We start from the raw sequence: 13,998 nt of genomic DNA, 5'->3' as shown, positions 1-13,998 counted from the left end.
TTCTTTTATTAATGTTTTTTAAACGCAGAAAAAAGCCTCCTGTCCCGGTTGAGAGAGGAGGCTTTGGAAACTCTGGCTAATGCTATTTAGCACCAGTCAACACAATCTGGTCATATTGATGCGCAACCTTGATCGGTAGTGTGTACTCCAGCCCCCTCAACGCCTGGTCAATACGATCAATCTGCATGACTCCGAGCACCTTCAGATCAACAATGGCAGCATCTTCAATCAGGATCTTTTTAGCGCTGTAGCGATTCAGTTCTCGCACCACCTCAACCAGCGGCGTGTTATCAAAGTCCAGAAACCCGGTGCGCCATAACACCAGTCCCTGGATGTTGTCAGGAGCATAAGCTATCAACTGTGAATTGCCCGCCTCCACTTCCGCCACCCAACCGGCTGCTACGCGATACTGCCCAGCCACCCGCTCGGTGCTTTTTGTGCCGCTTTCTGAGATCAGTGGTGCGCTGGCCGAGAGCGCCTCATCTGCTGAGTGAATTGCTACCAACCCTTCACTAACTGCCAGCTGCAGTCGATCAGGCGATTTGCGCACATTGAATGCAGTACCCAATACCGTAATTGCCTGCAGTCCAGCATCCACCGAGAAGGGGCGCGCAGGATCCTCTGCTACCTCAAAATAGGCCTCTCCGCGCTGCAAAATCACTTTGCGCTCACGATCATTTACACCCACCAATATCTCTGAGCCGGTATTTAAAGTCACGATACTGCCGTCACTCATCTCCACTTGCTTCTGCTCCCCCACGCGAGTCACATATCGCTCCATTGTGATATCTGGCCCCACCTCCTGCTGGCCGAAGAGCCACAACCCGATAACGGTGGCAAGTATTACGCTGGCCGCCAGAGCCCAGCGAGGACCGGTGCGATGAGAGCGCTCATTGAGAGGAGCCGCCAACGGTTGATCCTTGAGTGCCAACAGCTCAGGGTCATCCGCCAGCCCCTCCATATCCGCCAACAAGTGACTGATGGCCAGAAAGTCTGCTTGATAATCGGCCTCTTGAGTGCGCCAGTCCACAACCTCATCGGGCACTTTCTCAAGATTGAGTTTGGCGGCCTGTTCGATGGCACGGCGCTGCATGAGATCGTTCGGCTTACTGATCATTACTGCTCTCCTTTGGCATCAGCTTGTGGCGGTGTACCCACCACCTTGCGCAACTGCACCAACGCATTGGTAATGTACTTTTCTACCTGCTTCACCCCAACACCCATTTCTTCGGAAATTTCTTTGTAACTCATGTGATTAAAACGACTCATGGCAAACGCTTTACGCCAGGTGGGTTTAAGATCCATTATCGCCGCCTTGACCAGTGACAACTCCTGGTTGGCAACCACTTCCACCTCTGGGCTCAACTCGTAGACCAGCTGATCTGCCTGATGCTTCTGCTCTGCTTGATAACTGCAACGGGTGGAGCGCTTGCGCTCCATATCAACAATCAGGTTGTTGGCCACAGTAATGATGAAGTTGCGGTTCTTACCTCCTTTTACCAGCCGCGTTTCCAGCTCTGGCATACGTGCCAGCTTGGCAAATACTTCCTGCACTAGATCTTCAACTTCTGATTCGTCCCTAAGCCGCTTGAACAGGTAGCCGCGCAAGATGTGTCCATCCTCACGAAAAAGGTGCTCAAGCGCCTGCTGGCGTTCCTGAAGCCGCCCGCTCAAGTCGATAACTTTATCCTTCTTACGTGCCATAAATGCCACTACTGCGCCTTGCTTCGCTTTTACTCATATATAGTCACGTATTGGAGGCAAAGCCCCCTAAACCTGTCAGGATTACTTATTAGGGGTTTTAAAGAAAATAAAACAGCGCCAATTGGCGCTGTGAAAGTAGCCGAAGAACTACGGCTCAAAGGGAGGTAAAAAGAGAAGTCTGCACTTGAAGCTCGTTATATTCTCATGACTGACCCGTTCACAAATTCTGGTCAATTACTTACGATTGGCCTTCAGCCACCGCGCCAACTGAATTCGACTCCACTGGCTGATATCGATCCACTGTGCTGGCAATTCCATGGCCATCAACACGTGCTTATCTTTTACCTGATAAGGGATATGGTAGTTGTTCAAAATGGCAGTTAATTCAAATACACACATTTGGGGGCTCCTTGGGCTACAACCTTTGGCACTAGAGCTGTTTCAAGCTGGTATTTAAATTATGGCCATTTTCACTTCAAAAACCATTACCTTTAGCTAATCATGGTATAGCCTTTAGCTATGAGCATTTTTAGAGACAACTTACCTATCAGTTCCAGAATTGGGGGGCCCGTTTACTAATCTAGGAAGACTGTAAAAACAGGGTAAATCGCTCCCTTTTATCAAAGAGACCATCAAGCTCTGCCATACTACCCCGCTCTTGCTTTGCCCATTAGTAAAGCTTGCTGTTTTGCTAAATCAGCAATTCTTGGTCGACAAACTGCTCGGAAAGTTTACCGCGATAAATTGCCAACAAATTTTCATGCCAAATTTCAATATAAACCGGCAGATTACTCAACCGCTGCATTAGGCGAATTTCGACCAGCGGGGATTTGAATTTTTTGGAATTAATAGCTACTCCCAAGGGAAGTCCCACTATTTTGACAGCAGGAACTTTGTGAAGCACCTTTGCCCTGCATAGAAGATCAAAGTCTTTGTGGATTGTCAGATTGGAGCAACCATCAGCGAGTTGTGAATACATGATCTATTCACCTACTTTTAAAGTACAACGGGTAAGACCCCGGTCCAGGCATCTCTTATCGGAACGGGGAGTGTACTTGGCAAAGTACTGTCGGTATCAATCGAGAATATCTGACTGTACATCAAAGGCGTCAATTATGGATGTGCCATCGCAAAAAGTTTGCACAGCCTCCGGCATGCCACTAATGAAAAAACAGTCCCGCTGTTTCTTTAAAAAATTGTGCACTACTTCGCTTAGCTGCGTTTGCGGCTCTTGCAGTATCTCACGTAACTGTTTATCTCCTCCGGCCAAAAGAAATACACTATAGTGTCACAGGGTACATTTTCAGGAACTGAACCCTGCCAAACGGAAATCAAAATTCACTAAGGGTAAGTTCCAACGGCGCTCCTTCTATCTGGCTGATCAAAAAAATGACCTTCAGCAGTAGATATTCAATTAGTGTCCACAGGCACTAATGCGTAGATCGCTTCTGGGCGGTTAACCTCCAACAAGACTGGTAGTCAACGACAAATCTGGTATCATCCCACGTCTAGAAATTGACCACTTTGTGGGCAGTGCTCTATACCCTCAAAAATACTATGGGTATAGCCTTTCTAGAACATTACCGATTTACCGTATTTCATTGAACAACTGCTCGATACTTTCCCTGTGAGGAAGGAGAGGATATTTTGTTATGAGTCTTGCTGACAAAGTTTTGGCCGTAAATAACGACCTGCCGATTCGCACCGACAAACCGGTTCACAGTGGCAAAGTACGTTCCGTCTATTGGTTGACTGAAGCTGACAGCCGTCGCCTGATTGAAGAGCGCGGTTACGATGTTGCTGCTGATGCGCCACTGGCGATCATGGTGATCAGTGACCGTATCTCTGCGTTTGACTGCATCTGGCGTGGCGAAGGCGGCATGAATGGTGTACCTGGTAAAGGTGCAGCGCTGAATGCCATCTCCAACCACTGGTTCAAACTGTTCCGCGAACAAGGTTTGGCCGACAGCCACATTCTGGAAATCCCACACCCATTCGTGTGGATTGTCCAAAAAGCCAAACCAGTTATGATTGAGGCTATCTGCCGTCAGTACATCACAGGCTCCATGTGGCGCTCCTACACCAAGGGTGAACGTGAGTTCTGTGGCATCACAATTGCCGAAGGCCTGGAAAAAGACCAGAAACTGCCTGAACTGCTCATCACTCCGTCTACCAAAGGTATCCTGGAAGGCATTCCCGGCGTTCCGGCACAGGACGATGTGAACATCACTCGCCAGAATATCGAAGACAACTTTGAAGCCTTTAACTTCCGCTCCAAAGACGATATTGACCTGTACGAAAAACTGCTGAAAGAAGGCTTTGATGTAATCAGCAACGAACTGGCCAAGCTGGACCAGATCTTTGTCGATACCAAGTTCGAGTTTGGCTACGTTACCGACAAAAGCGGCAACGAAAAGCTGATCTACATGGATGAAGTGGGTACTCCGGACTCCTCCCGTATCTGGGACGGCCCTAGCTACCGCGAAGGCAAAGTGGTGGAGAATTCCAAGGAAGCCTTCCGCCAGCTGCTGCTGAACCACTTCCCGGATCCGGACATTCTGCTCAACAAAGACCGTATGGAAGAGCGCAGTGCATTGGCACGCGATAACGCTTTGCCAGAGGCTGTGCTGATGGAAGTGTCCAAGACCTATCTGGACATCGCCGAGAAGATCACTGGCAAGAAGCTGGTTCTGTCAGACAACCCGAAAGCAGAGATCATTGACATTCTGCGTGACCAGTTCGGCCTGATTGACTGATCACGGAACTGATCGACACCAAGGCGCTACCGGTATCGGTGGCGCCTTTTTTTGTGCCCCTGGCACCCTCAACAAGCGTGTACTTATCGCGAATGATGGTCACGATCTACATGGAAACTGTATTCTGGCGTTCTACAATTACAAGACGACTATAAAAAATATTTGAATTTCAGTTCTTCATCCACCGCAGCAGCGGTGCCATTCAACACAGGAGGTCACAATGCCTGACGTTCCAAACCACAGTCTCGACAATGAATTCCCGGAAAATCGCGACATCATTCACCAACTCAATAACAACAATCCTGACTTCGCCAAAATGGCTACCCGCTACCACGACCTGGACCGACAGATACGCACTCTCGAACGCAATGAAATCCCCACAACAGACGAACATTTTGAAGAGTTGAAGATGGAACGACTTCAACTGAAAGACCAGCTCTATGCCATTATTCGCAATACCGAGCGAACCTTGCATTAGCCGCTGATTGATAGCTGAAAACGCCGGTTCTGTTGTAATGTGGTTCACTTAAATTATCGGAAGTACTTGTCATCCCCGCCTACGCGGGAATGACGGTATTACTTAAGTGAACCACATTGCGGTTCTCCCGGCACTTTCAGCTAGATAGTGTCCAGACTCTATTCAAAAGTTATCCGCCAGCTGCCAGACATCAAAAGCCGGTTCCTCATAGGGGTGCGACTCCCTGAGCGCCGCAACCGCCTTGCCGATTACATTATCCTCGACGACCAACTCAACCCTATACTCCTCTACCACTTCAACCGACCCAGCCTGCCCGATAAACGGATTGCTTCCATCCAAAGGCCGAAACTGCCCCTGTCCCAACACCTGCCAGCAGCAACAGTCGTAATTGCCGATTCGCCCAGCTCCGGAGGCGAATACAGCCTGCTTTACGGCTTCCAGGTGGGTTTCGGGGACATAAAAGGCCAGTTTATACATTTGGTCGCTCCCTGTTCATTATTTAGCCACTTTTGGCAACTTAACAAGAATCCGTCAATACTTAAAATATATTCGGAATTTAATGATAACAATGGCCAGATCCTTATTTCTAACTGTAATTTTCATTATCCTCGGCGTGGGTTTTTGGCTTTTACCACATACTCAAGAGGTAGCTGCCGGGGTAGCCATCTTTTTGCTGGGAATGCTTTGGCTTCAGGATGGCTTTAAGGCTCTAACCGGTGGCTTGATGGAGCGTTTGGTAAATCATGCCACCCGCACAACCAGTCGAAGCCTGTTTACAGGCGCCGCCATCACTACCCTGATGCAGTCCAGTTCACTGGTATCACTGATCACTATCTCATCCATCAGCTCGGGCTTAATCACCCTGATTCAAGGTATGGGGGTAGTCTTTGGCGCCAATCTCGGCACCACCACTGGAGCCTGGTTGGTTGCCGGTTTTGGCTTGAAAGTGGATATCGCCGCTTACGCTATGCCGCTTCTGGTATTCGGCGTAATCCTGCAATTCCAAAGGCACGCCAAGCGCTTAAAAGGGATTGGCTCGGCACTGGGTGGAATCGGCTTTTTATTTCTCGGTATCGCCCTTATGAAATCCGGATTTGAGGAGTTGGGTTCTGGCATCGACTTGTCGCAATACAGCGTGGCAGGCACCCGTGGGCTAATGATTTATACGGGACTTGGTGTTCTGGCAACGGTAATCATGCAATCGAGTCACGCCACCTTACTACTGACCATCACCGCCCTGGCCTCTGGGCAAATCAGCTACGAAAACTCATTGGCACTGGCTATCGGCTCCAATATTGGCACCACGATTACCGCGATATTGGGATCAATAAGTTCCAATTCTGCAGGTCGGCAATTGGCAGGGGCTCACCTGATTTTTAATCTGGTGACGGCGGTGATTGCGCTGCTCTCCATTTCCCAATTGGCTCAATTTGTCGATTGGTTTAGCAGCCACGTCGGTATCGCCAATGACAATTACCCGTTAAAGCTAGCTTCCTTTCACAGCCTGTTCAACCTGATTGGCATCATGGTGATGTTGCCGCTTATCAAACCGCTGGAAAATGGACTGAAGCTAATTATTACCGAAAAGCCAATTGAAGCGAAAACTGTTAAACCCCTCTATTTGAATGAATCTGCCCTGAATTTACCCGATACTGCATTACTGGTAATTCGTCAGGAAGTAGAACATCTGGCACAAAGCACGTTCAAAACTATTGCTCACGGACTTAATTTGCATCGACACGACATTCTGTCATCGGAGCCAATGAAAAAAATAGTGGCGCACTCAACCACTGATTTTTCGATGCATATTCGCAATCGTTATCGCCATAAAATCAAACCGCTATTCAGCGCGATTCTGCTTTATTCAACCCGCGCTCAATCCGGCATGTCACCAAAACAGATTCAGGAGCTTGAGCAGCTTCGCTTTGCCAGCAAACGTTTTGTTCATGCGATAAAAATCATGAATGAGCTGCAATACAACATGACGCACTATGCCAACTCCAGCAACCCCCACATACAAGAAGAATATAACCGGTTACGACAGATTCTCGGCAAGGTGTTACGTGCGATGTTCGGGCTACGTCGTGAAAAAGGTTTTGAGGCCATCAAACAACGTCTACAACAACTTCAGCAACGTGCAGAAGAACATAATGCTGTGGTTAACGGCACTCTCGACACCCTGATACGCAAGCAGTTAATAAACCCGGAAATGGCAACGTCGCTAATGAATGACTGCGATTTTGCAGCAGCTTTGATTCGCGCGTTGATTGAGGCCGCCTATGCGCTGTATGGAGATCTTGAAAGTCTGCAGCAACAGACTTCAATCGTTGATCCACGCCTGAGGAAAGCAAGACTGGCTGCAAGGCAGGGCGACAAACAGAGCTCCCGACTTACCATTCAGGACATTGAGGAGCTTGAGAAGGAGTAGATAGCAGGAAACTATTCTGTGTAAGTATGAGTACTGAACGTCCAGTTTTGGTGCCAGACATGGATAGTGCATGGTTTGCTGTGACACGCCGCAGACCCATCCATGCTGGCTCCGGTCACAGCAAACCATACACAATCCACGTCCTTCAAGATTTATCTTGACTTCCAGATTCGCAAAATTTATTTGGTACTGATAGTCAGGATATCCCCCTCACTTTCACCGGCATCAACTTCAATCGAAAATTGCTTATAGTCATCACCCTGCTCTACAGCCAGGTGACTGTGAAAAATCACTTCGCCATTTTCACCTTTTCTTCCAGTCAGCTTTGTGACCACGGAATCGGAATCAATATCGCCAAACCAGATTCGCAGTGAATCAATTTTCGAGGTATCGCCACTACCGCCTTTAACTACCAGGGTAAAAACCAGCTCTTTTGAGTCAGCAGTCATATTTCCGAACTGGTAACCCACGACATTCCAGCTGGTACTTTTATGCTCTCCAAGTTCAATCTTCTGGCCATGACCACCGTGACCGCCTTCTGCAAAGACGAGACCGGCACTCACTACAGCAAAAAACATTACAGCAGCTTTTAAAATAGATTTCATAAAGTTATCTCCAATCAGTTGATTAATTATTAGGGGTTTTATTGAATATCCAGTAGTACGCTACTGGAACAATAATCAGGTTTAACGCGGTCGCCGTCACCAAACCGCCGAGTACTACGATCGCCAGTGGTGCCAGCAATTCACTACCGGGCTTTCCTGCGCCCATCGCCATCGGTATCAAGGCGAGAGTGGCGGTCAGTGCCGTCATCAAAATAGGCGAAAGCCGCTCAAGTGAACCGGCGATAATTGCCTCTTTCAACGCCATTCCCTGTTCTTCGATCAGGATTTGAATCTGTTTCACCAGCAGAATGCCGCTTCGAACAGCGATACCAAATAACGTGATAAAGCCCACCAGGCTGGCGATTGAGAGCACTGGAGTGATGTAGTGTTCACCACTGCCCAAAAGCACACCGATATTGTGGGTAAGGTTGCCCTCACTGAGGTAAACCGCGATCACTCCGCCAATCAGGGCCAGTGGCAAATTCAGCATTACCAGTAGTGCACTCTTGACAGAATTTAGCGCCATCGTAAGCAATACCAAAATGACTACCACAACCAGAAGACCCATAGTGGTAATAACCTGACTGGCTTGCTGTTGGGCTTCGAACTGGCCACCGTAATTCACGTAATACCCTTTGGCCTGCACCAGCGGGTCAACTACCTCTCGAACCTCTTCGACCAGACCTCCAAGGTTGTACCCTTCTGCAACGTTTAAAGATACTGTGGCTTTACGTTGACCGTTTTGGCGCACAATTAAATTCGAAGCTTGCTCCAGGCCGATATCAGCCACTTCCGGCAGATAAATAGATTGCCCTTCACTGTTTTGAAGTCGGAAGTTTTTCAGGTCATCGATATCCATACGATCTTCTGAACGCAAACGAACCACGATGTCGTACATGCGAATGCCGTCCTGCACGGTTTTGGCAACCGCTCCATCAAAACCAGCACTCAATTGCGCAGCCGCATCAGCAGCAGTCAAACCCCAGCGGGTCAAGTCATTGCGACGAAGCTTGATCGGCAGTGTGGTGATGGTGACTTCGCGGTTGGCAGAGATATCCCGCGCCCCCGGCAGTCCCTTCAATACTCCCTCAACCTGTTTCGCAAGCGCTCGAAGCTTATCCATGTCATCGCCGAAAATATCAATGGCAATGGCTGAAGGTGTGCCACTCAAAATATGTGACAGGCGGTGCTCAATGGGCTGACCAATATTGGTAGTGATACCTGGTATTTTTTGCAAAATTTGATCAATGCTCTCTTTTACTGCATTCATATCCGCATCTGGATACAGCGCCACTTCAATTTCGGAATTACTGGGTGGCTCGGCGTGCTCATCCCTCTCGGCACGACCGGTGCGTCGTACCACTGAGCGTACGCCCTCGATATCAATTAACTGCTTGTCAATCTCCAGACCGAGTCGTTCCGAGGTGTCTACGGAGGTACCCAGTGGCTGCATTAAGAATACTGTGAAGGTACTTTCATTAAACGTTGGCAAAAAGCTGCTGCCATAAGTTCCTGCCAACAACAGACTCGCCAGCATGGCGGCCAAAGACCCGCCTAACACTGACTTCCGTCGAGCCAACCCCCACTCCAACATTCTTTGATAACGAATTTTCAGCCAACGTACCAGAGGGCTGTCCTGCTCTCTGGCTGGCCTGTTCATTTGGCGAGTTGAAAACAGTCTTCCCCTCCAAACGGGTTTTGCGTGCAAGTCAAATTCACTGGAAAAGAGTTGTCGACAAAGTGCGGGCGTTACCGACATCGCCACAATCATCGACGTCAATATGGCAACGATATAGGCAATTCCCATCGGCTGAAAAAACCGCCCTTCCAGCCCCGACAAAAACAGCAATGGACTCATTACCAGGACAATGATAATTGTCGCAAAAACCACCGAGCCACGAATTTCATTACTGGCTTCAAACACCACCTGACGGAAAGGCCGACGTTCACTTTCTGGCAACAGCTGATTCTGCTTAAGCCGCTTGATAACGTTTTCCACGTCAATAATGGCATCATCCACCAACTCACCAATGGCGATAGCAATTCCACCCAACGTCATAACGTTGATACTCATATCCGCCAGCATCATCACCAGGAAGGTTACTGCCAGCGACAAAGGAATAGCAGTAAGAGTGATCAGTGTGGCGCGTACATTGACCAGAAACATCGCCAATACAATTACGACAAACAGAGATGCTTCCCACAGCTTGGTAACTACGTTGTCGACGGAGCGATCTATAAAGTCGGACTGACGCATGGCCGCTCTGTTGAGCTCAACGCCTGTCGGAAGTGAGGCTTCAATACTGTCCAGTACTTTATCGATTTCGTCCGTCAAAACCAGGGTATTGGTACCCGGCGATTTTTGTATCGACATCACAACGCCAGGGTAACTTGAGCCACCGTCTGCTGTTAATTTGGCATTGGAGGCAGCACCCCGGCGCGGGGCTCCTGCCAGTTTTACCTCTGCTACATCAGCAATAGTAATTGGCACACCATCCTTGTATGACACCACTGTCTTGCGGATATCCTCTACTGAAGTCACACGACCGGACTGGCGAATCGGTAGCTCCTTGCCCTTATAGTTTTGCAAATAGCCGGCCGTATCTGTGGTGTGTGATTCTCCAGCCGCTTTTATCACCTCCTCTGTGGTCAGGCGATAAAGTGCAAGCTTATTCTGATCTACTTCGACACTGTATTCGGGGAGATAACCACCGATTGCCACCACTTGCGCAATTCCGGGAATGGCATTTAATCGATTGCGAATATCAAACTCAGCGAGAGCGCGAAGTTCCAGCAAACCGATCTGGTTACTCGGGTCACTTAGCGCAATCAGCATTACTTCACCGGTAATGGATGATGGTGGACCGATGATTGGTGTGATGTCATTTGGTATCTGCGATCTCGCCAATGACAGACGCTCTGCCACCAACTGGCGTGCGCGGTAGATATCTTCACCCCAATCAAATTCCACCCAGACAATCGATAAACTTCCGGCACTGGAAGAACGTACGCGACGAATACCGGGAATCCCGTTCATAGTGGACTCGATGGGAAAGGTCACCCACTGCTCTACCTCATCCGCAGAAAGTCCACCCGACTCAGTCAAAATGGTGACAGTTGGCGCATTGAGTTCCGGAAAAACATCCACCGGCATTTTCGGCAACTGGATTCCAACCCAGGCCACCAACAGCCCAGCTGCAATCAGCACCAGCGCAGCATGGCGAATTGAAAAATCAATTAATCGTTTCATAGCTATATTCAACCTGTCCGTTAGTGGTGATCACCTACGTGAAACGTACCATCGGCATGGAAATGCCCACCGGACAAATCCACTCCGGACAGGGAGCTGGCAATATTCAGCTCGTAAGCGCCATTGAGAACGATCTGGTCGCCAGCCCGAAGGCCACTCTTAACCTCTACCCAGCGGCCATCATCAATTCCAAGATCCGCTTCAACACGGATGGCTTTATCGGGATCGTTGGGGTCTCGGCGGAAAAACACGTCCACCAATCCATCGCGCACGATCGCTGACTTCGGAATTGCCAGTTGCTTGCGGCGGCTACCCTCGGTCACCACTTCCAGATAAGAGCCGATACCTGCTCGCGCCCAGTTCGGTTGACTTTCTACAGTGGCAAAGACGGTAAAAGAGCGACTATCCGCTTCAGGAAATACTCCCGGAGTAAGTTCACCAGCTATGGTTTCCTGCATCCCCACACCATCCGCGTTGGGTGCAACTATTTGCACAGGCATACCAGCTTTCAGCAATGGAACATCGCGCTGCAAGGCATGGGCCTTAAAACGCATTTTGCTGGGATCCACGACACTCAACACTCGATCCCCGACACTGGCCCACTCACCATTGGTTACTTCAAACAGCTGGATTACACCTGGGCTCAGGGCACGAACATCAATGTGGTGAACGGTCTGCCAGAACGGTACTTTCTGCCCCTCAAACATCACCTCTTCTTTCAGTTTCGAAATTGACAAACCTGTATACAAGCTGGCACTTTCCAATAACAGGTGCTGTCGCTGACGAGCAGCCAAAGCCATACCTTTACTGGCTGAAGATCCAGCCAGTTTCAACGTCGTTTCGGCACTGTGAATATCATTGCTGATCATCAGCAATTCCTGCTTAACCTCAAACCATCGCGGGGAATGAATGGTGTAAAGCAGATCGCCTTTTTCAACCTGTTGAAGTACCTTCACCATCAATTCCACCTGACCTTCCAGGTTTACGTGGTAATGACGTTGCGCCAACGGCAGGTATTCAAATTCCCCCGGAATTCGTAGTGTTCGTTTCACATCACGCTTTTCTACCTCGACGAAAGTAATCCCGAGATTCTTTCGTACAGAAGCAGGAATATCGATGCGATTGCTGATATTCGATGAACTCTCGGAATGGTCCTGGTCATGCTCCGCTTCTGCAGACTTTTCAGTCGACTGCTCACATCCGGCCAATGCCAACAATGCCAATACCCCAGCGATACGAAGTTTTTTACCGGGGCTTACTCGAGTGATCTGATCATGTTTCATTCTTTATCTCCCTCGCTTTTTTTGCCTTGTTGCCGAGCAACAAGTCCAAGTAGAGGCTTTTGGACCGGGGTTAACATTGCCAATTTTTGGTTTTGTAATATTGCACGTTTCTGGTTCAGCTCAAGCAGAGCCAGCTTATTGTCCAGGCGCTGCTTAAGTGCATCGGTTAAAAGCAAAATATTAGTGGTCCCCAGCTGGATGGATTGCCAGATATTTTCAAACTGCTGATCGAGCATGGGGTTTATGCGGTCATTTATAAATGCCTCACGTTCCTGCAACAGATCCAAACGCTGTTGAATACTGTGTAAGGCATTAATGCTCTGTTGATAGCTGCCCTCCAGCTCAACACGAGTGGCGTCACGAATAGTTTTGGCACGTTCTATGGCGGTTGTATTGCCATTAAGGAGTGGCAGCAGTGAAGTCAGATTTAGCCCCAACCCACTCTCACCTTCCTGATAAATTGGGCCAACAATCAAATCCGGGTACTGCTTTTTAATTTCCAGCTTGAGGCTTTGTTCAGCGACTTCGTAGTTGGCTGCAGCAATCAGGATATCCGGATTATTGGCTTGCAATAATTCCGACCATTGTGAGTCAACAGGCCCTTCCACCGGATGTGGTAGTGCCAACTGCAATTTGATTGGAGCATTCAATTTCAGCCCCATTCGAGTCAGGAGCTGACTCTTGAACTCTGTCTCCATCTCGTGAAGATCAAGCAGATTCAACTTAACAGATGCCGCATTCAGCGCCAGGCTTTGCAGGTCTGCTGCAGTTATAGTCGCCAGTGAGAGTGATTGACCTGCCCTTCCAATAATTTCTTCCAGACCGGCCAGATGCTCTTTCATCACCTGCCTTTTCTGTTCAACGACATACAGCTTTACCCAGAGACCCTCTATCTCATTTATCTGGTCTTTTTCAGCTTTGATTAATTTGGCTAACTCAGCCTGGTATTGGCTATCGGCTTTTTTCAGCTCGGTTCCCAAACGAAATGAAAGTGGCAGAGCCACACCCAACTTGGCGTTTAGTAGCCAGTCGTCATTGACAGCATCGGATACGGGCTCAAACTCAAGCTCCAGCTCAGGATCAGGCCAGAGTGAACGTATGGATTTACCCACCAAAGGCAACTCGGCTGCAATTCGCATTCGAGCCAATTCCGGGTTAAACAGCAACGCTATCAACTGCGCTTCCTGAAGTGACACACCATCCCTCAGATCAAATTGATCTTCTATGGCCTCGGATGGCATTAGTCCCTTAGCATAATCACTGAGAGATTCTGTATTAACTGAGAGATCTGCCCACTGACGATCATAGTCAGACAGGTCTATCGGGGCAGGTGAATAGGTTTGACATCCCTGTAGTGCAAGCAACGTTGTGCACAGCAACGCAAGCGAGCTTTTTTTATACCTGAAACCGCGCATTGTTTACTCCAAGCCAGTAATAGGTTTTGTAGTTGACCGGGGGAACCCGGTACACACACCAGTAATGAGCCATTAATGG

General features: G+C 48.8%; 12 protein-coding genes. 3 read left to right on the top strand and 9 right to left on the bottom strand.

Annotation, left to right across the window (positions count from 1 at the left end; genetic code table 11):
* Positions 1-82 precede the first annotated feature (82 nt).
* The 4 genes from QP938_04770 to QP938_04755 all read right to left on the bottom strand — a co-directional run bounded on the left by QP938_04770 (position 83) and on the right by QP938_04755 (position 2,683).
* Positions 83-1,117 (bottom strand): FecR domain-containing protein, encoded by a 1,035-nt coding sequence (locus tag QP938_04770; protein WIO75224.1) that lies wholly within the window; start codon positions 1,115-1,117, stop codon positions 83-85.
* Positions 1,117-1,704 carry a sigma-70 family RNA polymerase sigma factor gene (locus QP938_04765; GenBank protein WIO75223.1) on the bottom strand — a complete coding sequence of 196 codons (588 nt, stop codon included), beginning with the start codon at positions 1,702-1,704 and terminating at the stop codon, positions 1,117-1,119. The genes QP938_04770 and QP938_04765 overlap by 1 nt, the downstream gene beginning before the upstream one ends.
* Before the next feature lie 234 nt (positions 1,705-1,938).
* The gene (locus tag QP938_04760) at positions 1,939-2,103 is read right to left on the bottom strand and encodes a hypothetical protein (GenBank protein ID WIO75222.1); all 165 of its coding nucleotides are present in this window, start codon (positions 2,101-2,103) and stop codon (positions 1,939-1,941) included.
* A gap of 292 nt (positions 2,104-2,395) precedes the next feature.
* Positions 2,396-2,683 carry a hypothetical protein gene (locus QP938_04755; protein WIO75221.1) on the bottom strand — a complete coding sequence of 96 codons (288 nt, stop codon included), beginning with the start codon at positions 2,681-2,683 and terminating at the stop codon, positions 2,396-2,398.
* Positions 2,684-3,356: 673 nt separating this feature from the next.
* On the opposite strand from QP938_04755, the gene QP938_04750 reads away from it, so the two are divergent.
* The gene (locus tag QP938_04750; protein WIO75220.1) at positions 3,357-4,460 is read left to right on the top strand and encodes a phosphoribosylaminoimidazolesuccinocarboxamide synthase; all 1,104 of its coding nucleotides are present in this window, start codon (positions 3,357-3,359) and stop codon (positions 4,458-4,460) included.
* Between the two features lie 220 nt (positions 4,461-4,680).
* Positions 4,681-4,938, top strand: coding sequence for a DUF465 domain-containing protein (locus tag QP938_04745; GenBank protein ID WIO75219.1), 258 nt, complete (start codon positions 4,681-4,683; stop codon positions 4,936-4,938).
* 162 nt (positions 4,939-5,100) lie between these two features.
* Here the strand turns inward: QP938_04745 and QP938_04740 are convergent, their stop codons facing one another.
* Positions 5,101-5,415 carry an NGG1p interacting factor NIF3 gene (locus tag QP938_04740; GenBank protein ID WIO75218.1) on the bottom strand — a complete coding sequence of 105 codons (315 nt, stop codon included), beginning with the start codon at positions 5,413-5,415 and terminating at the stop codon, positions 5,101-5,103.
* A gap of 91 nt (positions 5,416-5,506) precedes the next feature.
* Here QP938_04740 and QP938_04735 point away from each other — a divergent pair, with 91 nt between their 5' ends.
* A complete protein-coding gene (locus QP938_04735; protein ID WIO75217.1) occupies positions 5,507-7,366 on the top strand; it encodes a Na/Pi symporter in 1,860 nt (619 codons plus the stop codon).
* A gap of 179 nt (positions 7,367-7,545) precedes the next feature.
* Here QP938_04735 and QP938_04730 read toward each other — a convergent pair whose 3' ends face one another.
* The 4 genes from QP938_04730 to QP938_04715 are packed head-to-tail and all read right to left on the bottom strand — an operon-like array spanning position 7,546 to position 13,745.
* A complete protein-coding gene (locus QP938_04730) occupies positions 7,546-7,971 on the bottom strand; it encodes a hypothetical protein (protein ID WIO75216.1) in 426 nt (141 codons plus the stop codon).
* Positions 7,972-7,993: 22 nt separating this feature from the next.
* The gene (locus QP938_04725; protein ID WIO75215.1) at positions 7,994-11,221 is read right to left on the bottom strand and encodes an efflux RND transporter permease subunit; all 3,228 of its coding nucleotides are present in this window, start codon (positions 11,219-11,221) and stop codon (positions 7,994-7,996) included.
* Positions 11,222-11,241: 20 nt separating this feature from the next.
* Positions 11,242-12,504 carry an efflux RND transporter periplasmic adaptor subunit gene (locus QP938_04720; GenBank protein WIO75214.1) on the bottom strand — a complete coding sequence of 421 codons (1,263 nt, stop codon included), beginning with the start codon at positions 12,502-12,504 and terminating at the stop codon, positions 11,242-11,244.
* Positions 12,501-13,745, bottom strand: coding sequence for a TolC family protein (locus QP938_04715; protein ID WIO75213.1), 1,245 nt, complete (start codon positions 13,743-13,745; stop codon positions 12,501-12,503). The genes QP938_04720 and QP938_04715 overlap by 4 nt, the downstream gene beginning before the upstream one ends.
* Between the last annotated feature and the right edge of the window lie 253 nt (positions 13,746-13,998).

Source organism: Porticoccaceae bacterium LTM1, assembly GCA_030252795.1.
Lineage (GTDB): Bacteria > Pseudomonadota > Gammaproteobacteria > Pseudomonadales > Porticoccaceae > SCSIO-12696.
This window is presented reverse-complemented; position numbering and strand designations above follow the sequence as displayed.